Consider the following 23870-nt stretch of genomic DNA (forward strand, 5'->3'; position numbering starts at 1 on the left):
TTAATTATGAAGTATTTAGAATTTGCATTAAACGTTAAAGAAAAAAACAAAGATTTAGAAATTTTTGGAGGAGTTCACATTGATGAAATCAAAAAAACAGAGAAACAATTGATGATAAAATTCCCAAATGAATACGTTAGTTTTTTAAGGCAATGTGGTACGTGTGGTTATGCGGATACATTTATTTCTGGGTTGTTTTTAAAATGGGATAATATGGAATCTAGAGGAAGTATTTTAGCTGATACTATTTTCGCAAGAAAACATCATAATTTAGATAAAAAATATGCAGTCTTAGAATATGCAGAGGATGACAATTATTATCTTCTAGAAGTATCATCAGATATAAGACAAACAAAAGGCAAGGTATTTAGCGTTGATATTGACTTTAAATCTCAATTAAAAGCACCTAATTTGGTTTTTGAATCTTTTGAAGAATACTTTAAATTTTTTATTGACTCAGAATAATTTTTAATATTTAGATAGGTTCTAGTTAATTCTAAAAACCAGTAGCTATTAAAGCCAATTTCCAACAAATAGTAATTATTAATAAGAAATTGAAAAGTCGAAACGAAAAAACAATGAAAACCTATTATAATGATACCCTTAGAAAAGTAACGTTCGAAAACAAATCGATAGATTTAATTGATGCGAAAGATTATTTTAAGGCTTTATCGGATGATTCTAAATCCTACATAGGTTTTCTAGATGTGCATGATGAGGTGGTTATCTTTAAATGGTTAGAAAAAGACAAATGGTTGATTGATCATCCCGTCGTACCAGATACTTTACACAGACAGCGATATGTCACCAAAGAAGAATGTTTAGCTTTTATAGAAAAAATATATCAAGAATACGACATATCTGGTTTTGAAGGCTTCGAGGATGTCCCAATACAAAACTTCACCTTAGATGAAATCCTAGAATTTAAAGAAGAAGATGGGTATCTTTTAAGAGAAGAAGAGCCTCCTGTAAAAAAAGTAGATTCTTATAGAAGTGTAGTATCAAAAGTAAAAAAGACCAAAAAACCTTCGATTATCCTTGGAGATATTTCAATTCCAAAAGAAGAACGAAAATTAAAATCCACTCCTAGAGTTACAGCCAAAAAAAAATCAAGTATCTCTACTTCTCCACTTAAACGGTTTAAAACATCGGCAGAAGAATTAAAAACAGAAAAACAAAAACCTAGCACAGCTAAAACTATTGTAAAACCAGCTGAAAAAAAACCAACTAAAGATAAAACTAGTCGTACTAACCTCCTACATCTAGGGAAGACAACAAAACCTAAGAAAGAAAATAAATCTTCTTTAGTCATGGGAGAACAACTTGGTACAAATAAAAAATCAACAACCACTCCTACTCCATCAAAACCTAAAAACAACAGTAGTAGTTCAAAAAAACCAAGACCTTCTGATGATAATAGCTTTTTTAGTATTTAACTAATTTTATGTATTAGAAATCCTATTACTTCTTTGAGGTATTGTTAATTTTCGTATTCAACATTTCATCACTAAATTTCACAATCCAGATTTAAGTTATACAACCTATTATGCACATCCACATCAATCTGTTGTTTATCCACAATTTTAGACCAAAGTTCCACTATACAAATAGTATCTTGTTTCTAAATAATACCTTAAATATACTTATTACATCGTGTAATAAATGAACTTAAATTTTTTACATTATGATTAACAAATTATCAAACTTAGGAAAAGCTTTAACCAGAGAACAACAAAAAACAATCAATGGAGGGTTACTCTTACCTTGCCATAATAATAGAGATTGTGAAGATCTTACTGCTAGTTATAATTATCAGTGTGTTGCCGTTCCTAGTTCTCCATTCGGTAGACTATGTGTTTTAAGATAATACAAAACGTTATAATAATTAAAATTTTTACACAATGAAAAAAAACATTTTAAACTTAGAAGGAGTTAAAGTGCTCGGAAAAGAAGTTCAGAAAACTGTAAATGGTGGTTATGATGGATGTGATTGCGGAGTGGTTACCAATATGCCATTTTTCTGTCCATATAGACCTTGTAACTAAAAGAAAATAGTTAGTTATTTTTTAATTGAGAATAACGGATTAAAACCCTCATCTATTTTTAAAAATAGATGAGGGTTTTTTATAATTGATTGATGATATTTAATATTAGTCTAAAACCATAAGTTCATACGCTGGCAAATACGTTTTTACATTACTAAATTCTGTATTAAATAATCGAACCCGGTATGTTCTTCCTTCTGCTAAATCTTTATTTGGAACCGATGGTGATATCAATTCGAATGACAAATTATTAGTTCCATTGATGAATTGTTGCGTAGCACTTTCAAAAACAAGCACCTGATCTGGTGTATCTTCTCTTATTAAGACATCAGAAATATTTACTTCATGAATCTGAAAACCTATCTCTCCAAAATCAACGTCGAATGGACCATCTCCTTCTATAAAAATAGGATCTATAACAGCATCTAAAGTAACATCAATAAAGAATAGAGCAATAACTCCTACTTCCGATTCAATATAACTATACTCAGAACTTACTCTTAGATCACCACACTCACCCTCACTAATAATTATAGCTCCAAGATCTTCTAATGTACAGACTTCCTCCGGAATTTCATTAAGCTGTAGGTTCCCGGATATGTCTAAAACGTCCAAAATAGTAAGTGCTCCTAATTCTTTAGGTACATCTGTAATCATATTATTACTTAAGTTGATCGTTTTAAGATTTATTAACTCTCCTATCCTAGTGCTAATTGTATTAATATGGTTGTTTTCTAAATTTAAATCTGTTAATTGAGTCAACATACCGATTTCGTCCGGTATAATGCCATCTACAGTCGTTAGAAACCCTATATTATTATTTGATAAATCTAATTTCTTAAGCGAACTGGCACCAAAAATACTTCTATTAAAAGTTTGTATGCCTTGGCTTCCGGTAATTGTCAACGAAGTTAGCTTCTCTAATGAATTAAAGCCTTCAGGTAGAGTCGTTAGGTTTTCGTTATCCCTTAGTATAATCGATTCTACATTATTTAACGCAAAAAATCCTTCTGGAATCTCGAAAAAATTACCGTTGATAAAACTTAATTCCACTAATGAAGAAAGCTGGCCTATATCACTAGGAATATTATCTAATGAAGTGTTTTCTACAAACAACTTTTCTAAATTAGTCAAGGCTCCAATTCCTTCTATTTCTCCAATTCCAAACTGATCTAAAACAAGTTCTTTTAAATTCGATAAAGAAAACAAACCTGGTAAAAAATCATCCGATTCGATGATAGCACTATTACCAGATAATGATAGTTCTTCTAGCTTTTTTAAATCAAACAATTCATTAGGGATACTGGTGAGTCCATTATCTTTTAGTCTCAATATTGTTAAATCTTCTAATAGATTGATAGTTGGAGTAAGTATGGTAATACCTTTATTTTCAATACTTAACCCAATTAGCTTGTTATTTTCTATTACGAGTCCCTCCCAATTATTAATATTATCCAGATTACCATCCCAATTCAAAGTATTATTAGGATTATCTTCTATTATTTTTAAAAGTACACTATTTACATTCTCAAAATCATCCTCAATGACAACGGTAATGAGATCCTCGTCTATTTCTTTAGTACAGGAAACTAATAAACCTACACATAATATAAAAACCCTCAAATATAAACTCTTCATAAATCTTATATTTAATTATATACTAATCTCTTATATTACAAATATGTCCGAAAAATTTATCATACAACTCCACGAGTGGTCTAATGACCATATTTTGTGGATGAATGTAGATATATTTAATCCTAGCTAACTGACATCTGTTTTATTGGCAATATGTTTTGGGAATGAATTCACATTTATATTTAACCTTAGCACTATCCTGCTTCCAGACGAAAAACCCAAAAAACAATACATTGATCCATAAAATGTTCACCAAAATCCTCAAACCATTATTTTACTTTAGAATAAGTGCTTAATTCGTCTTTTTGAATATTCTATTAATTTTTGAAAACAAAGATTTAACTCAAAAGCATTATTAATGAATCATCTTATACAAAGGAAAAATCCAGTGTCCAGTGCCTGGATAGCATTACTACTTTTATTTTTATGCTCCAATACATTGTTTGCTCAAAGTCATAAAATAGCACTTTCTCTAACCGGAGGTGTGGTTCAAGATGGTTTTGGCGGAATGATTACCGGAGACTATAAAGTAAATGAGTTTGATTACCTTCAATTTAATCTACAAGCTAGTTATGCTACTTTCGAACAAAATAATATAGATATACCTGTAGATACTTATTCTTTTAATGCTGGTTTCTTTTTTGATATTTTAAGAAATAATTCCAGAACTTTTGCTCTATCATTAGGAGCCGGTGGCACTGTAGGGTACGAAACGATCAATAATGATGATCCAAATATAGATATCAATCAAATCCTTAATGTGGAAACAAATACCATAGTTTATGGAGCATATGCAGGTCTGGATGCTGATCTTTTTGTTTCTCCAGTAGTCGCCATAAATATTAAATTAAATGAGACTTATCACTTTAATAGTGAAATTGGAGAATTTACGCTCTATGCAGGTTTAGGAATCAAATTAATTATAAAATAAACAGTACTTAGGTTAGAGCGCCAATCAAAAAATCAGTTAGCATCAATATTTCAGGTTTTTGTCCTCATTTATATACCAAATCTCCACAAGATCATTTTTAAAAAGAATCGAATGTATAGTTTTAAGTATACAAATTACACATATTGATATGACATAATTCTGTTTTTTTCCGTATACCAAGCTTACAATACTTAATAACAAAAATTAAATTATGAAAAATACACACAAAATTAAATCACTTAAAAAAATAATCTCCATTATAGTTATAGTTTTATTCGGATTTCAAATTTCTTCTGTTTCTGCACAAGCATCTTCCAAATTACCGGATTACTTGATAACCAAATACACAGGTGTGCTTACCAGTACAGGTAGTAGAACTAAAGTAAATGTTAATGGTAGCTGTACCATCAAAACTAGAGGGTATAGAACGTATGCTTTTTATTTTAGCGACGGTATCGCTCCTATTACAAGTGTAAAATTTATGAAGAATGATGACACTTACACGTCTACTATTATTTACAAAGGAAAAACGTTTGCTGTTAGTCTAGATGAAGAAGGAGACTTGTCCATTGGAGCTACATCAATAGGAGCTCTTGCTTTTTCTGGAAGTATAGAGAATGGTGATTTTGATGATACTGATCACGATGGTACTGATTATTCAGAAGACGTAACAATAGAAACCGGAAATACAGGAATTTTTATTAATGGAGATCAAACCAGTATCGTAACAGGAAATGCAGGAATCCAAACAAGTAATGGCACTATATCAATTGGCTCTGGAGATAATGGGATTCTAATAGAAAATGGAAATGTATCCTTAGGAACAGGAAACGTCGGAATTGCTATAAATTCTAATGATGATACCCATAACGGAAGCTGTATTATTGATCACAATCATAACTATGGAAGCTTAATAGATTGTGGTTCCAGCGAAATTAGTACACTACCAAAAAATGTGGTAGGAATTTATAAAGGAAAATTAAAAACCTATGGTACAGAAACCAGAAAAGGGATATGCACTATCGTTAAAACCGGATGTAAAACATATCGCTTAGATTTTAGCAATGGAATACCTTCTATCTACGATGTACAATTTGGAAGAAAAAATGATTTTGATGAATACGCTTCGGTAATTGTAGAAGGAGAATATTCATCTGCAATAGAAGTAGATATAGCATTTGACGACCTGGAAATAGATGGCGAAATCATGAGAGTATCATTCGACGGAAAAAGAAATTAACGTATCCCTATAATTGGGGAGGTTTGTATTTTGTGTGTTAGTAGGATTCATCAAACTTATATTAAAGTTTGATGAATCTTTAACAAGATTATATCACCCGTATCCTTTTGTATAATTCTTCCTTGTACGTTCTGCCAACAGGAACATGATACTTCTGAATCTCTATAGTTTGATCCTGCTCATAAAATGAATCTATCTTATGCCAATTAATAATATAAGACCGATGTGTCTGAATAAAAAAATCACGATTTAATGCTTTTAATAGACTAGTTATGGAATGACGAACAGAAAGTTTTTTTCCGTCCGAAGTAATAATGGAACAATAATTTTTAGAATCCGTATGCGCAAAAATTATAGTATCCATAGCTACTTTAATCAACTTATTACCGCATTTAACAAATAAGTAAGAAGGTTGTTTCTTTTCTTTTTTCTCTGTTTTAACTTCTTCCTGAAAGGTAGGAAACTGCATTGGATTTTTATAAAGTGAATTAACCTTTTTAGTCAATCCTAAACTAGCATGTTTTGACCGAATATAAAATCCGATAATTATCCCATCTGGAGTATGTTTAATTATTTGCTTTTGTACGGTAAGAGAACTACCTAAATTACTCAAGGATGCATTCTTGAGATCATTAATATCAATATCTAATTCCTCTAAATATGAATCATTTGCATCTACATTATAAGTATCCATGTCATCTGCTTTTTATTGTTCACTTTCTCAAATCTAACTCAGTTCTATTGTACAATGCAAAGTATTATTCCTCATATTTATAAATCTAATGTTGAAATTTATAAATATCAACTCTTATAAATTCCTTAGATTATTTCTATTGATACTTATTAAATCTTTACATTCGTAATGTAATATATCGCAAACAGATATACCCTAAAAAAGTCCTCTATAGATGAAGATGAAATGTTTCGCAATAATATTTTTAATTATCCTGTCATTATCAAAACATGCGGTGATTGCTCAGGATAATTATATTGAATTAAAAGAACTAGTTACTAAAGAGAAAGTAGATTCTTTAAAAATGAAAATTGCGAAAACCTATCTTGATCGTGCTATCAGCAAATCCGATACATTAAACAGAGCAAATGCATATTTTATCTTATCCGAAATTATACTTGAAGATAAGGTAGCATACATAGATAGTATTATCGCTTTTACAGAAAAGAAAAATTATTTTAGATACCCTGCACTGGGATATCTGTATAAGGGCAATATAAAATTTGAATTAGGGGATTATATAGAAGCCTTAGAATTTTATGTGAAAGCCTCTGAATCGGCTAAAAAAAGCGGAAACAATAGATTATACCTTTCCGCTAAATTCAATATTGGGCTACTAAAAAACACGTCTGGTGATCGAGAAGAAGCACAAACTATTTTTGCGGAGTATATAGAATTTCTAGAACAAAACCCGAAGTATATAAATACACTCAATTACAACAGAGGATTGTTTGCACTTGCAGATTCTTATATACATACCAAAAAACTAGAACTTGCTGAAATAACTATCGACAAAGGAATTAAAAAAACTATAAAAACAGGCGATTCTGTAGTCTATTCATATATTCTAGTAACTTCTGGAATACATCAATACTTATTAAATAATTATCAGAAAGCAATAGATAGTTTACAGAAAGGAAAAAAAATAATACAAAAACTTGACCCTTTAGAAACAAGAATAGCAACTTGTGATTATTACATTGGTCGAAGTTATAAAGATCTCGGTGAGGAAGAAAAAAGTATATCTTACTTTAAAAAAACAGACACAATTCTAAGAAAAACAAAAGACATAATACCTGATATTACTGATGTTTATGACTATTTAAGAACATATTCAAAATCAAAAAACGATTACGAATTACAAATAGAATATATCAATATGCAACTGGAGTTGGATAGTATTAAGCACGCTAATCAAGTATATTTAACCAGAAACATTACTAGAAAATATGACGCTGCCGAACTCATCTCCGAAAAAGAACGGCTTATAAAACAATTCGAAAAAGACACTTTTTTAAAAGATAATACGATTACATTCCTCATCATATTATCGATTATATTAGTTCTAATAGCGATATATGGACTAAGAAAAAGTTACTTAAATAAAATACGGTTTCAGAAACTTCTCGAACAGCAAAAAAAGCCTAAAACAAATCAATTAGAGGTTATAACGAAAATTAGTAACGATCTCACCAAAAAAGAAGAGATTGATATTCCTTCAGATGTTATAGAAACTATATTAAAAAAGCTTCACGATTTTGAAGATAAAAACCAATTTTCAAAAAAACATTACACTCTTAATTCTTTAGCAAAGGAATTAAATACAAACAGTGCTTATTTATCTAAAATCATAAATGTGTACAAAAATGTAAATTTTGCAACTTACCTTAATAATTTAAGAATTGATTTTGCTGTTGATCAACTAAGCTCCAATAAGTCATTAAGGTCTTATACAATACAAGCCATCGCGGAAGAAGTAGGCTTTAAAAATGCACAATCATTTTCTTCTGCTTTTCATAAAAAAACAGGAATATACCCTTCTTATTTCATAAAACATATAAATAACTGATAATCAAATTAAAAACACTTATACACTTCTTTAAATTTATAAATTTAAAGAAGCTTTTTGTGTATTTTCATTGCTAATATTGTAGATTGTGAGAAACAAATTAAATTCATGCAATGAAAGAGAAAGGGAGAAAACCATTAAGTTTGGATAAAATTAGAATTGCAAAATTAGACAACCCACAAACAATCATTGGCGGTTCTATAATTCCGACACAACAAAATGTATCAACTATTACTTGTACCAAAAACACAGAGGATAGAAAAACAAGTCATTCTACGAAAACGCTACCAGCAAGTGATTCTGCAAATTGCTGGTAATACTTAAGAAATATTAAAATGAAAAAAAGTGATAAGGGAAAATTAAGTCTGGATAAAACTAAAATTGCCGGATTAAACAATATGAGAGCTGTTGTTGGAGGTTCACTTTCTGGTATAGAACCGGATATAGTAGATCTCCCATCTATTAATGTTTTGACATTTACGGATCAAAATACGACTTCTACGAAAACGCTCCCCGTTGGAAGCGGTATGATCGACCCTAATGATTTATAATTTAATATTTCAATTTCTTCTTCTGATTAAGAAAACATAGTATTGATCATACTATTGAAACCAAACACTATATTTTGAAAATTATAGATATACAAAAGGTTGGTTTAAATAATTATAAAAACACAGTAAGGAAGTATCTATAGCTATACCGGCTAAACATAAATTTAGAGAAATGAAAAATAAAAAAATAAAAAAACTAAGTCTGGATAAAATTAAAATTGCTCAATTAGATAATCTAGATAAATTTAAGGGAGGATTAGGAAGAGTGCCTAACGCAACTGATCCAGAAATATGTAAAACCCACCCACTAGTATGTGAGCTAAGTGTTTCTACAAAAACACTACCAGTAGGCTCTGATGGTATACCTTAATAGATAATATATTGATTTACTATTTATTAATAGAATTCTATCTTGACATATTGTATATATCACATTCAATTATTCGTTAGTAAAACGATAAAAAAATGAACAATAAGAATACGAAAAAACTTGGCTTAGAAAAAATAAAGATTGCTAGATTAGACAACCCTCAGCAGATTACAGGCGGATTTAATAACATAAATACCACAACTAGTCTACAATGTCCAACGACAATACCTATTTCAATCACATGCGATCAATCTACAAAAACACTACCAGTAGGCTCTGATGGTTTGCCATAATAGATATTCATTTGTTATTTATTAGAAGTAATAAATGACTTTATGATATATGGTTATTGATGTATTTTTATACAATAAGTTATGTAATTACTTTTATTGAGTAGTTTGCTTATTATATCACCTTAAGGCGTTTATATACTAAATCTTTAAAAGTTCTACCAATAGGAATATGATGTCCTTGTATTTCTATAGTTTGATCATATTCGTGTAATGAATCTATTTTGTTCCAATTAATAATATAAGATCGGTGAGTCTGTACGAATTCTAAACTATGAAGTTTTTTGCAAAGTTTTAAAATAGAATACCGCACAGAAAGTTTCTTATTATCTGCAGTAACTATTGAGCAATAATTTTTAGAGTCCGTATGTGCAAAAAGAATGGTGTCTAGATTTACTTTCACTAACTTATTACCACTTTTTACAAATATATTTCCAGGTTGGTCAGTACTATCCTTTTCAGAAGTTATGTCCTGTTTCTTAGCAAGAATCAATGCTGCTTGTAAATCATCTTTATCGATCGGTTTTGTTAGATAAGCAGCCGGATTAATATCAGCAGCTTTATTAATGATATCCTTATTATTATCTGAAGTAGCAAAAAACACAGGGATTTCATATAACTCCTTAATTTTATGACCCAGCATGATACCTGATTCCTTGCCGTTAAGATGAATATCTAATATAACAGCATCCGGTCTTAGCGTTCCTATTTGTTCTTGTGCCTCAAAAGGATCATCGGAATTACCTACGCACGAGTATCCTAATTCTTCTATGGTGATTTTAATATCCTCTAGATGAAACATGTCATCTTCTACTACATAAATATTCATGATCTGTATGCTTTATTTACGCTGATAAAGGTTTAGAAATTGCCCCATCTTCTTTGGTCAGCGATATGGTTATGGGCATACTTAAGTCAAAACGTGTGCCAATTCTCTTTTCTGAGGAAACTTGAATAGTTCCTTTATACATTTTTACGAATCGATATACGAGGTTAAGCCCTAGCCCTGTTCCTTTTTCTCCTTGTGTACCAACGGTTGATTTTTTTTCTTCCAGAGTAAAAAGATTTTCTAGTTGGTCCTTAGACATTCCAACTCCAGTATCTATTACTGAACATAAAAACATATCATTTTTACTTGTAAATTTTATCCTAATACTCCCTTCTTCTGTATATTTTAATGCATTTCCTATCAAGTTTCTAAAAATAACATGAAAAGCTCCTCTATCAAATTTAATATTAAAATCGTTTTGATATTCTAATTCAATTTTCGTTTTCTTGTAAGTAGCTTGTTGTTCATATCCTAATATGATCTTACTTAACTCTTCTTTTATAGATAGATTTTCAAGATTCATTTTATATCCATTCATTTGCTCTAAAGACCAATTTAGTAAATTATCTAACATATTAGAAAGGCTTTCAGAGTTTTGCTCCAATGCCTGAGAAAGTTCTATTGTTTTTTCATGATTACCTTTATCTATATGATGTTTTAAAATTTTACCCGATCGCTGAAAAGGAATGATCATTCCTCTTAAATCATGAGCAATAATCGAAAAAAGACGATTTTTTACCTGATTTGTAGAAGTTAATTCTTTTTGTTGTTTCCTTAATTTCCTGAAGGCCCACGCTCCAATTCCTAATAAAAGTAATAAAAAACTGGCTGCTAATAAATATAAATTCTGCTGCGCTTTAGCTTTTTGAACCACTAACTGTTGTTCTTCTTTTTCTTTTGTTAACTTAACAATATCTAATTCTTTGCTTTTGGTATCATACTTCTTTTCTAGATCAGCTACCTGAGTTTTTACTTTAGTATCAGATATAGAATCCTTGATTTTAAAATATTTTTTTAAGTATTTCATAGCAGAATCCGGTTTTCCTGCTTTTTCATAATACTCACTATACCTTTTAAAATACTCTTGTGTATATCTTAGACTTCCTATTCTTTCTGTTACTTCTTTATATGGAGTAAAATATTTTTTCGCTTTTTTATATTCTCCTTTGTAGAGATAGGATTCTATGATTCCTCTTATTGAAGGATATAGGGTAAGATCATTATTTCCTAATTTTGCTTGGTCATAAGCTTTTAAAAAATAGTTTTCCGCTTGATCATACTCTTTATAACTTTTCAAATAAAGCCATCCTTTTTCTATATAAGCCTGCGCCAATTGGGATTTATTATCAAGTTGTATGGCTAACACCTGAGCAGAATCTATAAACTTAAGAGAATTTTTAATATCCTTTAGTTTCCTTTGTGCGTGTGCTATTTGAGAATAGCTTAATAATCGTGTATAGTCGTTACTTTCTTTCCTAGCTCTTGCTACTGCCTTTTTCAAATATTTAATTCCTATTTGTGGTTGATCCCAACGAATATAGGCTACTCCCAATACAAAGTATGTCGCAGCTAATTGACTTGGATTTTTTTGTTTCTCTTTTAGTTCGAGGGCTAATAATAAATTTTCTGAAGATTCTTTATGCCTAGAAAGCCTAAGTAAATAAACTCCTTTATTATGATAATTACTAGGAAGACTTACCGTGTCATTAATTCTTTTAGAAAATATTACGGTAGAATCGATATATTTTAGCGCTTTCTCATGTTCTGCTTTGTTAGTTGCAATAGTAGCATAGGTATGATAATATGTGTTCCATCCACTATTGTCAGGGTAATTTGCAAATAATCTTCTTGCTTTTATAAGCAGGTTTTCGGCTTCATCATTTTCTTTTATTTCCGACAACCTCTTAGCTTTTTTTGAATACGCATTGGCCAATAATTCTTCTGATTCTACTTTATCATTTTTTACACTTTTAGCTAGGTTAATAGCTTTATCATAATAATAAAGAGCGGAGTCATTTTTTTGTTCAAGGCCATATATATAGCCAATTTCTATAAAAATATTTACCTTACAACCCCAATCAGCTTCATTAAATGCTTCTTTTAAGAATGTAATTTTATGATCCCAATTTAAAATAGTATTCAATTCTTTATCTAATACTTCACAATATTCGCTATTATTTTGCGCAAGTATATTCGTATTAACAAATAATAATACAAAAAGGAATGTTTTTATCTTCTCCATTATTTATTAGATTTGAATTAAGCTGATAATGATTCTTGGTTTTTCAACATAGGATGATAAATATTTTTTATAATTGGTATCTGTATGTCAAAGCGAGTACCAATTCTCTTTTCTGAAGAAACTTCTATAATACCTTTATTCATTTTTACAAACCTATAAACCAAATTGAGTCCTAGCCCTGTCCCTTTTTCACCTTTTGTTCCTATTGTAGATTTTTTATCTTCTAATGTAAAGAGATGATTTAATTGTTCTTGAGACATTCCCACGCCGGTATCTATTACCGAACATAATAATAAATTGTCTTCACTTGTAAATTCTATTCGAATATTTCCACCTTCTGTATATTTTAATGCATTACCTAGCAAGTTCCTAAAAATAACATGAAAAGCACCTTTATCAAAATTAACCCACAAATCTTCTTTATATTTTAAATCAATTTTGGTTTTCTTAAATGTAGCTTGTTGCTCATATCCTGATATAATTTCGTTTAACTGTTCACTTACTGATATTTTTTCAGGATTCATTTTATAACCATTCATTTGTTCTAGTGACCAATTCAATAAATTATCCAACATATTAGACAGACTTTCGGAATTTTGTTCTAAAGCTTGAGACAATTCTATTGTTTTTTCATGATTTCCTTTATTTATATGATATTTCAATATTTTACCTGATCGCTGAAATGGAAGGATCATGCCTCTTAAATCATGAGCAATAATCGAAAAAAGACGATTTTTAACTTGATTTGTAGAAACTAGTTCCTTTTGCTGTTTTCTTAACTTTCTGAAAGCCCAAGCACCAGCTGCTAATAATAGTAATAATAAACAAGCTACTAATAAATATAGATGCTGTTGAGCTCTAGCCTGTTTCGTTATTTGTTGCTGCTCTTCTTTTTCTTGGTTAAGAGTAACGATAGCTAATTCTTTCTTTTTAGTTTCATATTTTTTTTCAAGATTTGCGACTTGAGTTTGTACTTCTTGGCTCGATATAGAATCTTTTATAGCGTGATATTTCTTAAAGTGTTCCAAAGCCGAAGTGAATTGTTTTGTTTTTTCATGATATTCACTATATATTTTATGAAATTCTTTTTTAGAATCTAATTCTCTATTTTTATTTACAGTTTCTTCAAAAGGTTTTAGATATTCTTTAACTTTATTGTATTCTCCTTTTTTAAGATAAATCTTGATTATACCAAAAAGACTAGGTAGTGTTTTTCCGATATTTAGTTCTTTAGACATTTTATAAGCTTCAATAAAACAAGTTTCGGCTTTATCATAGTCTAATGAAGAGTCATAATAAATCATGCCCTCCTTCTGCAGACCTTCAATTATTAAATCATTGTATTTCATTTTTTGAGATATCTCGGATGCTGAGTCTACATTATCAATAGCCTTGTCATATTCTTTTAAGTCCCTATATCTTCCTGCCAAAGCCAAGTGAAATGAAGCAATCTCATAATCATGACCAATTTTTTTTGCCCTTAAAATACCTTCATTGAAGTATTTTATAGCAGTTTCAGATTTATCCAATTTCACATAACAAAAACCAAGATTATAATATGTACCTATTAAACGTAATAGATCAGATGGTTTTTCATCCGTTCCTATAGTTTGAAGAAAAATCTCTGCTGCCTTCGTATAGTTATTTAAATGAAGGTAATATGTTCCTTTATTCTGATATGCATCTAATAAATTGACAGTATCTTTAGTGCGTTTCAAAACAACAATACTTGAATCTATGTAATTGATAGCTTTATCGAACTCACGATCTTCTCTTGCAGATATCGATTTTAATGTATAATAAAAATGCCAACTATTATTATCAGGGTCTTTTGATAGTATTGATCTGGCTTTTTGCAATATTGGTATTATTTCATCTTTTCTATAATTACTTAACAACACATATGCTTTATATAAATATGTAGACAATAATAATTCTTCTGAATCTGTGTTTTTGGCTAATATTGCAACCTTATCATAATAGTATAAACTAGAATCTATATTTTTTTTCATCCCATATATATTAGCTTGAGACATATAAATATCCGTCAAACAAGTTTCATCTGCCTTAGTCATCATGATCTTATTATATTCTAAATAAAAATCTATATCCGAAATTGTATCTCTTTCTACTCTCCATTGTTCACAATATTCTTTTTCAGTTTGTGAATACATTGTCAGTGTAACCATAAAAACAAAAAGTAATGGTAATAATCTGTATCGGGTCATAGTAGTAGCTTTTACATTTGATTATCTCTTCTTTTATGCAGAAAGAGACTTTCTTTCTTTCTTTTCATTAAATTGATAATTCATCATTGGAAACTTAAGATCAAATCGGGTACCTATTCTTTTTTCTGAAGAGACTTGAATCGTTCCTTTATGCATTTTTATGAATCGATATACAAGATTTAATCCTAATCCTGTACCCTTTTCTCCTTGCGTACCAATAGTTGATTTTTTTTCTTCCAGAGAAAAAAGATGCTCTAGTTGATCCTGAGACATTCCCACCCCTGTATCCGTTATAGAGCATAAAAACATATCGTCTTCACTTGTAAATTCTATTCGAATATTTCCACCTTCTGTATATTTTAGAGCATTACCTATCAGATTTCTGAAAATTACATGAAAAGCTCCTTTATCCAGATTAACCCATAAATCCTCTTCATACTTTAAATCAATCTTAGTTTTCTTATACGCAGCTTGTTGTTCATATCCTAATACAATGTCATTCAACTCTTCACTTATTGACATCGTTTGGAGGTTCATCTTATAACCATTCATTTGTCCTAACGACCAATTCAATAAATTATCCAACATATTAGAAAGGCTTTCTGAGTTTTGTTCTAATGCTTGAGATAGTTCTATTGTTTTTTCATGATTTCCTTTATTTATATGATATTTCAATATTTTACCTGATCGCTGAAATGGAATGATCATGCCTCTTAAATCATGAGCAATAATCGAAAAAAGACGATTTTTAACTTGATTTATAGAAACTAGTTCCTTCTGCTGTTTTCTTAACTTTCTGAAAGCCCAAGCACCAGCTGCTAATAAGAATAATAAAAACCCTGCTGCTAATAAATATAAATTCTGTTGAGCTCTAGCCTGTTTCGTTATTTGTTGTTGCTCTTCCTTTTCCTTATTAAGAGTAACTATATCTAACTCTTTCTTTTTGGTATCATATTTTGTTTCTAGATCAGCCAATTTGGAATATACCTTTTCTTTAGAAATAGAATCTTGAATTTTATGATATTTTTTCAAATAATACACCTCCTTTTTAGGTTGATTAATCACTTCATAATATTCACTGTATGATTTATAAAAATCCATAAGGTCCTTAGGACGATTGGATTCTTTAATACTCTCCTCCCATAAGTTTAAATATTCTTTAACCTTCGTATAATTTTGCTTTTTGTGATACACTTTTACAATACCTTGTATACTTGGTATACTATGAAACTTGGTTTTAGGATCTTTCGAGGCTTCAAAAGCCTTTAAAAAAAATTCTTCTGCTTTATCATAGTCCTGATAATTATATAAATACGTTTCTCCTTTTTCACGAAAAGATCTAGAAATCCTACTCTTTGAGCCATGCTTTTGAGCCAATTTTAATGCGGAGTCTGCGGCAGAAATTGCATCTTCAGAATGCCCTAAATATCTATTGGATTCTGACAAACAGACGTAGCTTCTCAACAGTCTTAAATCATATCCATTTTCTTTTGCTATAATAATTGCTTTCTCCAGATAACTTTTTGCTGTCTCATACTGTCCCCATAAATTATAGCATTGCCCCATAGAAATATAATTATCGGCTATCCCTCCTTTATCATCAATTCTTTTAAGAATATTCAGCGCTTTTGATAAACTTTCTATTGCTATTTCATATTCTCCCAAATTACTACATAAAAAGCCTAGTTTATCATATGAATCATAAAGCTCCAAAGTATCATTACTTCTGATCCTCGCAATGATAGTAGAATCCATATATGAAACAGCTTGACGCAAATCCCCATCAATATATCCTAATTGAGCTAGTTGTTGATAGTATAATGACCAACTCGAACTTTCTGGATACTTAATTAATAAGTTTCTAGCTTTTTCTAAAAGGTTTCTGGTTTTTTCAAATTCATTTTTTGCTATATGTATATTTGATTTTCTGGAATACACAAAAGCTAGTTTTTCTTCTTCTCCTGTATTTTTACTTAAAGAAATAGCTTTATCCAAATAATACATAGCTGAGTCCATTTGTAGCTTTCTTCCGTAAACATTTCCTAAAAATGAATATATATCAATTCTGTCTTCAGGTTTTACTTTTGAAATAAAAGCAATACTAAACTTTACTTGAATGTCTAAGTTTTGAATTGTATCAATCTTTGCACTCCATTCTTCAAAGTACTTTTGTTCATTCTGAGAATGAAGACTGAAGACTATGAAAAAGATAAAAATTATACATAATGATTTGTGTGTAGTCATAGTTGGTTATTTAATATTTACATATGCTATAATCGATTCAGATAAGTTACTCCTAACGCTAAACCATTAGCCAATTCATATAGACTTGTATTTGTAAGCATCTTTTCTAATTCCTTTCTAACTAGTTAAATTTTATCATATATTGGACAATACTTACGAGCATTGCATTTTTTCAACCCCCAATCCACAACTAGTATATATCGAATCACCATCAATTGCATATACAATGTCTTCTAGTATTATCTGATCTATTCCTTTTTCTTCAACCAGAAACCCTCCTCTAGGTCCTCTTAGAACTCAAAATCTTATTTTTTACTAATGTTTGAAGTATTTTTACGGTAAAAGCCTCTGAAGAATCAATCTCATTAGCTATGGCTTTTAGATTGGTGAGTTTTTTTTGTAATGATTGCTGTGCTATATAAATAGAAGCTTTAATACCATATTCACAAGCCCTAGAAAACATATCTTTTTATTAAATATACTCAAATATAAAGATAAATTTTAATTAGGATAAGCTTGTCCTAGATAAAAGATACATACTACATTTAATACAATATAAAAGTAAGAGTATCTTACATAAAAAACAGTGCAAATATATTAGATAGAAAATATCTGATATTAAATTCCTTCCCTTTTATTAACAGGAGTAGTAGGATTATAACCAAATCCGGGAATTTTTAATTCTATCCCTAATTGATCAAGTACGTATCCTATTGTCGCATAATGATGTATAGCATGGCTATTAGCGTGTGCAAGAATGCTTTCTAGAGTATAATTTACAGTTACTTTTCCCTGTCCCATGTTATCTGTCACATGAATTAAATAATCCGTATTTACGTCCACATAAGAAACTAAAGTCTTCTGAAGCATATAAATATGATCCTTTGCTGCATCTATATTAGTAGATAAAATTTCATCTCTTTTACGTGCAGTAAGATCAATATCATTAGTGTCTAATCCATTAATAATACAATCAAAAAAATCTAATGTATGCCTAATATGAGAACCTATACTAGAATAATATGGACCAACAGAAGTATCACAGTAAGTTTCTGAATCTATTGCGTCTAATAAAGCAATAGCGTTATTAAGGTTGTGGTTAATTGAAGATATAATGAGTTCTTTCATAAATAATATGGACGTAATATACATAATAAACTTACATAACAACTTTGACAAAACGTTAAATTTATTGTTTACGTGTATAAGAATACAATACCATGGATCAAACCTCGTTATCAAAAAATCATTATGATGAATGTCCTAGAAAACAGTAGGATATCTATCACTTTATTTATGGGTTAGCCATAAAAATCAAGATAAAGTGCGCATTTCATCGATTAATGACATTTATTTTTGGAGGTTACTCAGAAAATATTGTATACTTGTACTGTTCATTAAAAAGCCCCATAAAAATGAAAAGAATTTCACCAATATTATTTTTACTTTGTCTTGTTGCTCAGGTTAATGCTCAGGATCTTTATGAAGATGCTTTAACAGCTGCTAGCTATGCATATTCGCATTCTAAAAAAGCACACGGAGCAAATAACGTATTTCATACTCAGGAATATGCCGATAAAGCTATAGAAGCTTTTGAAAAAGTAGAAAACCTTTCAGATAAGTGTGGTTGTGCAGAAGCTAATGAAACAGCATACGAAGCTAAAACAAACATGGTGAGCTCTTTAGACCAAGATACTTATGAGCGTAGTAGATATTATGCTAAGCAGGCTAAAGATCTTGGACCTAAATTATTAGAACAATTGACAGATTGCCAAGCTAATAATGGTAGTAGTGATTCTTATATTGGAGACGTTGCAAGTGCAGAAGAAGAAGCAATCGCAATTGCATCAGGAGAAGTAGCACAAAAGCAAAAAGAATTAGAGGAGAAAAAACGTCAATTAGAAATCGAACAACAGAAATTACAGCAGCAAATTGCCGAGCAACAAAAAGCTCAAACAGAATTTGAAGCACAACGTGCAGCTGAATTAAAGGAACAAACAGTAGTAAAAGTAAAAGCAGAGCAAGCCTTACAGAAATTAGAAAGTGCTCTTAAAGAATTAAGTATCGTTCTTGATGATGAATCAATATTTGAATCTCAGAAAGGATATCTAAGAAGTGAAAATGATCTGAAAAACGAAACATTAAACGACACGAAAAGTTTCTATGTGGATAGAGCTAAAGAGCTTACTAAAAGTGCTATGAAGCAATTCGCTGGATATACAGAAAATTAATACAATTGAATTTTATTTTGTAGCCCCAAAATAAAATTTTTCAGAAACGGTATCTTATCCAAGATACCGTTTTTTTTTATCCATTGTGAATAAAATTTAAGGTTTTACAATCAACTATATGGAATTATTCCATAAATTTGGAATTATTCCAAAAAGTAAAAATTGAGAACTATACTACACCTTGATCTAGATACATTTTATGTATCGGTAGAACGTCTTATAGATAGCACATTACAGAATACACCTCTATTAGTAGGAGGCACTAGTGATCGTGGTGTTGTAGCAGCTTGTAGCTACGAAACCAGAATATTTGGTGTACATTCAGGAATGTCTATGAGAATAGCTAAAGAATTATGTCCAGAAGCCACTATCATAAAAGGAAATGCCGGAACATATAGCAAATACTCCGATCTGGTGACAGAAATTATTAAAGAAAAGGTTCCTGTCTTCGAAAAATCTAGTATTGATGAATTTTATGCTGACCTTTCAGGAATGGATAAATTTTTTGGTGCATATAAATATGCATCAGAGCTCAGGCAAAAAATCATCTCAGAAACCGGTTTACCGATTTCTCTGGGATTTGCCCAAAATAAAGTAGTTTCTAAAGTAGCAACCAATGAAGCCAAACCTAATAATCAATTAAAGATTGATTTTGGTACAGAAAAACCTTTTCTAGCTCCATTGTCAATTAAAAAAATACCTATGGTTGGTGATAAAACTTTTCAGACACTACGAAACTTAGGTATACGTCAGGTAAAAACCATACAAGAGATGCCTGTTGATGTTATGAAAGGAGTATTAGGTGTGAATGGATTAACCATTTGGAAAAGGGCAAATGGAATAGATAATACACCAGTAATTAGCTTTTCTGAACGTAAATCCATTTCCACAGAAAGAACATTTGATAGAGATACCATAGATATATATAAACTACGTAATATTCTTGTTGCCATGACAGAGAATCTATCATATCAATTACGGAGAGGAAACAAGCTCTCTGCTTGTATTACCGTAAAAATTAGATATTCTGATTTTAATACCTACTCCAAACAGCTTAAGATTCCCTATACCAGTGCTGATCATATCTTAATTCCTAAAATTCTAGGATTATTCGAAAAACTATATCAAAAAAGGTTATTAGTTCGATTAATAGGAATCAGATTCAGTCATTTAGTAAATGGAAATTATCAGATTAACCTCTTTGAAGACAATGAAAAACAACTCAATCTATATAAAGCTTTAGATCATATTCGGGATCGATATGGAGATAGAAGTGTTATCAGAGCTGTAGCAATGGGATCCAAAACTATTGGTAGAATGCAAAATCCTTTTAATGGCCAACCTCCTATTGTATTAGCGCATCGCAAACAATAATAAATATAAAAATTATGGCATCCGAGCGGGCTATACACTATATCTTTTTTATGTATCATTCGACTACGCTCAGGATACATAAAAAAGGATGTCGTTTCTATCCCTGATGCAAAAACCTAACAATCAAAAAATTCCTAATTCATGACTCTGAATTCATAATTATAAAAGATGTACCTAAACTGTCATTCATATTATAGTTTAAGATTTGGAACTTTTTCCGAAATAGACCTATTAGAATTAGCTAAAGAAAAGAAAATTAATTGTCTTTCACTAACTGATATTAATAGTACAACTGCCTGTCTTAATTTCATCCGAAAAGCAAAAGATTATCAGATAAAACCGATCGTAGGTATTGATTTCAGAAACAATCATCAACAATTATATGTAGGTATAGCCAAAAATAATGAAGGATATAAAGAGCTAAATATTTTCTTATCTCATCATTCTCACAATAAACTTGATTTCCCTATAAAGGCTCCAAAATTAAAGAATGTGTTTATTATATACCCTTTAAAACAAATTATAGAAACAAAAAAAAACAAGTTTTCATCAAATGAATTTATTGGCATTTCTATAAAAGAAATTCCAAAACTTAGACTTTCACCTTACAGAAAATTAAAAGACAAATTGGTGATACTCCAGTCTGTAACTTTTAGAACTAAAAAAGATTTTAATGCGCATCGTTTATTACGCGCTATTGATAATAATATTTTACTTAGCCGATTACCTGAGGGTCAGCAAGCTTGTTTTTCAGAAAAAATGATTCCAGATGATGAAATCAAACATCAATTCAGAGAATTTGATTTCATTATTAAAAACACTGAAAATATTATCAACGAATGTTCTATCAACTTCGATTTTTCTAAAAACAAACCCTCACTAAATAAAAGAACGTATACTGACAGTATTAAAGAGGATAACAAATTATTAAAAAAACTGTGTAAAGAAGGTCTTCCCTATCGCTATACAAATCCAGGTAAAAAAGTATACGATAGATTAGAAAAAGAACTTGCCTTAATTATCAAGATGAATTTCGTATCCTATTTTTTGATTAATTGGAGAATCATTTCCTATGCTCAAAAGAAAGGATATTATTATGTAGGACGTGGTAGTGGTGCCAATAGTATTGTAGCATATTTGTTAAAAATCACAGATGTAGATCCGATCGAATTAGACTTATACTTTGAACGATTTATAAACTCCCATCGTACTAGTCCTCCAGATTTTGATATAGATTTCTCTTGGAGAGATCGACAAGATATTACACGATTTATCTTTGATGAATTTGATAATGTAGCATTATTAGGAACATATGTTACTTTTCATTATAAAGGAGCCGTTAGAGAACTAGGCAAAGTATTTGGATTACCCAAATTTGAGATTGATAAACTAAGCGAAGGTAATTATGACTATAATTCTTTAGATCATATTCATAAACTAGTGGTCATTTATAGTCAACTCATAAAAGGAATGCCCAATTATATTAGTATTCACTCCAGCGGAATACTGATTAGCGAAAAACCACTTCACTCTTATATTGCCACAGATATACCACCAAAAGGTTTTCCTACTGCTCAATTTGATATGATCATTGCAGAAGATCTGGGTTTATATAAGTTTGACATATTAGGACAACGTGGTTTAGCAAAAATCAAAGAAGCAATTAATATTATCCAGTATAATCAACCAGAAAAAGCCAATTTCGATATTCACGATATAGAGAAATTTAAAAGAGACCCTAATGTTAATGCGCTTATTAGAGAAGCTAAATGTCTAGCCTGTTTTTACGTAGAGTCCCCTGCTATGCGTATGCTCCTTAGCAAACTTAAAACTGATAACTATTTGGGTTTAGTTGCTGCAAGTTCCATTATACGACCTGGAGTTGCTAAAAGTGGGATGATGCGTGAATATATCTTAAGAGAACATGATCCAGAAAGACGAAAAAAATCACACCCAATCATGCTTGAGCTAATGAATGAAACCTATGGTATTATGGTATATCAGGAAGATGTAATCAAAGTAGCACATATTTTTGCTAAACTAACATTGGATGAAGCAGATGTACTACGCCGAGGAATGAGTGGTAAATTTAGATCTCGAAAAGAATTTAAAGATGTACAAAACAAGTTTATTCAGAATTGTCGTGCTGAAGGATATGAAGAGAAATTAATTTTTGAAATATGGAATCAAGTAGCAAGTTTTGCCGGATACGCTTTCCCAAAAGGGCATTCTGCATCTTATGCCGTAGAAAGTTACCAGAGTCTATTTCTCAAAGCTTATTTCCCTCTCGAATATTTAGTAGCCACGTTAAATAATGGTGGAGGGTTTTACCGACCTGAAGTTTATTTACACGAAGCTAAATTACTTGGAGCAAAAATTATAACTCCGTGTATAAACACCAGTAAACACGAGCATATTTTACATAAAAAAATAATATACCTTGGTTTAAGTATATTACGAAATCTAGATTCTAAAATATCAGAATTCATACTATTAGAGCGAAAACAACACGGGAGATATTCTTCGTTAGATAATTTTATGAATAGAGTATCTATAGGTATAGAACAAATTAGTATACTCATTAAAATAGATGCTTTTGCTTTTACTAAAAAAAACAAGCATGAATTATTATGGGAAGCACATTTTAAATTAAACAATACTCCGCCAAACTATCAACAACCATTCTTGTTTTGCGAAAAACGTACTGAATATGAATTACCAAAATTCAAAACTTGTCAATTAGAAAATGCTTTTGAACAAATCGAATCCTTTGGGTTTCCTATATGCGGATATTATAAAATAATGGTAACTAAACCTGTAAATCAAAACAGAGCTAATCAATTAAAAGAGTACTTAAATAAAAAAATTGATATTTATGGGTATCTAATAGCTATGAAGAATACTAAGACTTCAAAAGGTAAACGTATGGCTTTTGGAACTTTTTTAGACCAATTTGGTGATGTATTTGATACAGTGTTATTTCCTCCTGTACAAGAAAAATATAAACTTAGACATAAAGGTGTTTATCGTATGTATGGTAAAGTAGTAGATGAGTTTGGATTTTTAAGTATTGAA

Annotated in this window: 22 protein-coding genes (1 of these 22 only partly in view); 14 read left to right on the forward strand and 8 right to left on the reverse strand. The window is 30.2% G+C overall.

The genetic code is table 11. The features are described from left to right. Nucleotides 1-6 precede the first annotated feature (6 nt). The 4 genes from D1818_RS04685 to D1818_RS25225 all read left to right on the forward strand — a co-directional run bounded on the left by D1818_RS04685 (nt 7) and on the right by D1818_RS25225 (nt 2045). A complete protein-coding gene (locus tag D1818_RS04685) occupies nt 7-465 on the forward strand; it encodes an SMI1/KNR4 family protein (protein ID WP_118456638.1) in 459 nt (152 codons plus the stop codon). Nucleotides 466-578: 113 nt separating this feature from the next. Continuing rightward, complete coding sequence (locus D1818_RS04690; RefSeq protein ID WP_118456639.1) at nt 579-1436, forward strand: hypothetical protein; 858 nt, start codon at nt 579-581, stop codon at nt 1434-1436. Nucleotides 1437-1684: 248 nt separating this feature from the next. Then, a complete protein-coding gene (locus D1818_RS04695; RefSeq protein ID WP_118456640.1) occupies nt 1685-1867 on the forward strand; it encodes a hypothetical protein in 183 nt (60 codons plus the stop codon). 34 nt (nt 1868-1901) lie between these two features. Beyond that, nucleotides 1902-2045 carry a hypothetical protein gene (locus tag D1818_RS25225; RefSeq protein WP_158596989.1) on the forward strand — a complete coding sequence of 48 codons (144 nt, stop codon included), beginning with the start codon at nt 1902-1904 and terminating at the stop codon, nt 2043-2045. Nucleotides 2046-2150: 105 nt separating this feature from the next. Here D1818_RS25225 and D1818_RS04700 read toward each other — a convergent pair whose 3' ends face one another. Further along, the gene (locus tag D1818_RS04700; RefSeq protein WP_118456641.1) at nt 2151-3683 is read right to left on the reverse strand and encodes a leucine-rich repeat domain-containing protein; all 1533 of its coding nucleotides are present in this window, start codon (nt 3681-3683) and stop codon (nt 2151-2153) included. A gap of 358 nt (nt 3684-4041) precedes the next feature. On the opposite strand from D1818_RS04700, the gene D1818_RS04705 reads away from it, so the two are divergent. Together D1818_RS04705 and D1818_RS04710 are read left to right on the forward strand one after the other, a co-directional pair. Next, nucleotides 4042-4614 carry a conjugal transfer protein TraO gene (locus D1818_RS04705; protein ID WP_118456642.1) on the forward strand — a complete coding sequence of 191 codons (573 nt, stop codon included), beginning with the start codon at nt 4042-4044 and terminating at the stop codon, nt 4612-4614. Nucleotides 4615-4825: 211 nt separating this feature from the next. Further along, nucleotides 4826-5854: a hypothetical protein gene (locus tag D1818_RS04710; protein WP_118456643.1), complete on the forward strand. Its 1029-nt coding sequence runs from the start codon at nt 4826-4828 to the stop codon at nt 5852-5854. An 88-nt stretch (nt 5855-5942) separates the two neighbouring features. Here D1818_RS04710 and D1818_RS04715 read toward each other — a convergent pair whose 3' ends face one another. Then, the gene (locus D1818_RS04715; protein WP_118456644.1) at nt 5943-6548 is read right to left on the reverse strand and encodes a LytTR family DNA-binding domain-containing protein; all 606 of its coding nucleotides are present in this window, start codon (nt 6546-6548) and stop codon (nt 5943-5945) included. 214 nt (nt 6549-6762) lie between these two features. Between D1818_RS04715 and D1818_RS04720 the strand changes: the two genes are divergently transcribed. The 5 genes from D1818_RS04720 (at nt 6763) to D1818_RS04740 (ending at nt 9650) form a co-directional block, all read left to right on the forward strand. Continuing rightward, nucleotides 6763-8436 carry a tetratricopeptide repeat protein gene (locus D1818_RS04720; RefSeq protein ID WP_118456645.1) on the forward strand — a complete coding sequence of 558 codons (1674 nt, stop codon included), beginning with the start codon at nt 6763-6765 and terminating at the stop codon, nt 8434-8436. Nucleotides 8437-8549: 113 nt separating this feature from the next. Further along, on the forward strand, nt 8550-8753 hold the full coding sequence (locus tag D1818_RS04725; RefSeq protein ID WP_118456646.1) for a hypothetical protein: 204 nt from the start codon (nt 8550-8552) through the stop codon (nt 8751-8753). An 18-nt stretch (nt 8754-8771) separates the two neighbouring features. Next, nucleotides 8772-8987 carry a hypothetical protein gene (locus D1818_RS04730; protein ID WP_118456647.1) on the forward strand — a complete coding sequence of 72 codons (216 nt, stop codon included), beginning with the start codon at nt 8772-8774 and terminating at the stop codon, nt 8985-8987. A 172-nt stretch (nt 8988-9159) separates the two neighbouring features. Then, nucleotides 9160-9357, forward strand: a complete 198-nt coding sequence (locus D1818_RS04735; RefSeq protein ID WP_118456648.1) for a hypothetical protein — start codon at nt 9160-9162, stop codon at nt 9355-9357. 95 nt (nt 9358-9452) lie between these two features. Next, nucleotides 9453-9650 carry a hypothetical protein gene (locus D1818_RS04740; protein WP_118456649.1) on the forward strand — a complete coding sequence of 66 codons (198 nt, stop codon included), beginning with the start codon at nt 9453-9455 and terminating at the stop codon, nt 9648-9650. Nucleotides 9651-9762: 112 nt separating this feature from the next. Here the strand turns inward: D1818_RS04740 and D1818_RS04745 are convergent, their stop codons facing one another. From D1818_RS04745 to D1818_RS04770, 6 genes are all read right to left on the reverse strand, one after another. After that, nucleotides 9763-10476, reverse strand: a complete 714-nt coding sequence (locus tag D1818_RS04745; protein WP_118456650.1) for a LytTR family DNA-binding domain-containing protein — start codon at nt 10474-10476, stop codon at nt 9763-9765. 16 nt (nt 10477-10492) lie between these two features. Next, nucleotides 10493-12718 (reverse strand): ATP-binding protein, encoded by a 2226-nt coding sequence (locus tag D1818_RS04750; protein ID WP_118456651.1) that lies wholly within the window; start codon nt 12716-12718, stop codon nt 10493-10495. 17 nt (nt 12719-12735) lie between these two features. Continuing rightward, nucleotides 12736-14946 carry an ATP-binding protein gene (locus D1818_RS04755; protein WP_118456652.1) on the reverse strand — a complete coding sequence of 737 codons (2211 nt, stop codon included), beginning with the start codon at nt 14944-14946 and terminating at the stop codon, nt 12736-12738. A 33-nt stretch (nt 14947-14979) separates the two neighbouring features. After that, nucleotides 14980-17190: an ATP-binding protein gene (locus D1818_RS04760; protein WP_118456653.1), complete on the reverse strand. Its 2211-nt coding sequence runs from the start codon at nt 17188-17190 to the stop codon at nt 14980-14982. A 280-nt stretch (nt 17191-17470) separates the two neighbouring features. Continuing rightward, entirely contained in the window at nt 17471-17653 is a 183-nt protein-coding gene (locus tag D1818_RS25890) for an Rrf2 family transcriptional regulator (RefSeq protein ID WP_370449470.1), read from the reverse strand. Between the two features lie 155 nt (nt 17654-17808). Further along, entirely contained in the window at nt 17809-18318 is a 510-nt protein-coding gene (locus tag D1818_RS04770; protein ID WP_118463505.1) for a DinB family protein, read from the reverse strand. 287 nt (nt 18319-18605) lie between these two features. Here D1818_RS04770 and D1818_RS04775 point away from each other — a divergent pair, with 287 nt between their 5' ends. From D1818_RS04775 to D1818_RS04785, 3 genes are all read left to right on the forward strand, one after another. Continuing rightward, nucleotides 18606-19421: a hypothetical protein gene (locus D1818_RS04775; protein ID WP_118456654.1), complete on the forward strand. Its 816-nt coding sequence runs from the start codon at nt 18606-18608 to the stop codon at nt 19419-19421. Between the two features lie 162 nt (nt 19422-19583). Then, nucleotides 19584-20795 (forward strand): DNA polymerase IV, encoded by a 1212-nt coding sequence (gene dinB, locus D1818_RS04780; protein WP_118456655.1) that lies wholly within the window; start codon nt 19584-19586, stop codon nt 20793-20795. Between the two features lie 168 nt (nt 20796-20963). Further along, nucleotides 20964-23870, forward strand: partial view of a DNA polymerase III subunit alpha gene (locus tag D1818_RS04785; protein ID WP_118456656.1) — the 5' portion only. It continues 51 nt past the right edge of the window; 2907 of the gene's 2958 nt are visible here — the first part of the coding sequence; it begins with the start codon at nt 20964-20966; its stop codon lies off the right edge, out of view.

Origin of the sequence: Aquimarina sp. BL5, assembly GCF_003443675.1 — a bacterium.
Classification (GTDB): domain Bacteria; phylum Bacteroidota; class Bacteroidia; order Flavobacteriales; family Flavobacteriaceae; genus Aquimarina.

Bases quoted from the DNA above. Each gene is read 5' to 3' on its own strand.
- D1818_RS04685 (WP_118456638.1), top strand. From the start codon at position 7: ATGAAGTATTTAGAATTTGCATTAAACGTTAAAGAAAAAAACAAAGAT.
- D1818_RS04690 (WP_118456639.1), top strand. From the start codon at position 579: ATGAAAACCTATTATAATGATACCCTTAGAAAAGTAACGTTCGAAAAC.
- D1818_RS04695 (WP_118456640.1), top strand. From the start codon at position 1,685: ATGATTAACAAATTATCAAACTTAGGAAAAGCTTTAACCAGAGAACAA.
- D1818_RS25225 (WP_158596989.1), top strand. From the start codon at position 1,902: ATGAAAAAAAACATTTTAAACTTAGAAGGAGTTAAAGTGCTCGGAAAA.
- D1818_RS04700 (WP_118456641.1), bottom strand. From the start codon at position 3,683: ATGAAGAGTTTATATTTGAGGGTTTTTATATTATGTGTAGGTTTATTA.
- D1818_RS04705 (WP_118456642.1), top strand. From the start codon at position 4,042: ATGAATCATCTTATACAAAGGAAAAATCCAGTGTCCAGTGCCTGGATA.
- D1818_RS04710 (WP_118456643.1), top strand. From the start codon at position 4,826: ATGAAAAATACACACAAAATTAAATCACTTAAAAAAATAATCTCCATT.
- D1818_RS04715 (WP_118456644.1), bottom strand. From the start codon at position 6,548: ATGGATACTTATAATGTAGATGCAAATGATTCATATTTAGAGGAATTA.
- D1818_RS04720 (WP_118456645.1), top strand. From the start codon at position 6,763: ATGAAGATGAAATGTTTCGCAATAATATTTTTAATTATCCTGTCATTA.
- D1818_RS04725 (WP_118456646.1), top strand. From the start codon at position 8,550: ATGAAAGAGAAAGGGAGAAAACCATTAAGTTTGGATAAAATTAGAATT.
- D1818_RS04730 (WP_118456647.1), top strand. From the start codon at position 8,772: ATGAAAAAAAGTGATAAGGGAAAATTAAGTCTGGATAAAACTAAAATT.
- D1818_RS04735 (WP_118456648.1), top strand. From the start codon at position 9,160: ATGAAAAATAAAAAAATAAAAAAACTAAGTCTGGATAAAATTAAAATT.
- D1818_RS04740 (WP_118456649.1), top strand. From the start codon at position 9,453: ATGAACAATAAGAATACGAAAAAACTTGGCTTAGAAAAAATAAAGATT.
- D1818_RS04745 (WP_118456650.1), bottom strand. From the start codon at position 10,476: ATGAATATTTATGTAGTAGAAGATGACATGTTTCATCTAGAGGATATT.
- D1818_RS04750 (WP_118456651.1), bottom strand. From the start codon at position 12,718: ATGGAGAAGATAAAAACATTCCTTTTTGTATTATTATTTGTTAATACG.
- D1818_RS04755 (WP_118456652.1), bottom strand. From the start codon at position 14,946: ATGACCCGATACAGATTATTACCATTACTTTTTGTTTTTATGGTTACA.
- D1818_RS04760 (WP_118456653.1), bottom strand. From the start codon at position 17,190: ATGACTACACACAAATCATTATGTATAATTTTTATCTTTTTCATAGTC.
- D1818_RS25890 (WP_370449470.1), bottom strand. From the start codon at position 17,653: ATGTTTTCTAGGGCTTGTGAATATGGTATTAAAGCTTCTATTTATATA.
- D1818_RS04770 (WP_118463505.1), bottom strand. From the start codon at position 18,318: ATGAAAGAACTCATTATATCTTCAATTAACCACAACCTTAATAACGCT.
- D1818_RS04775 (WP_118456654.1), top strand. From the start codon at position 18,606: ATGAAAAGAATTTCACCAATATTATTTTTACTTTGTCTTGTTGCTCAG.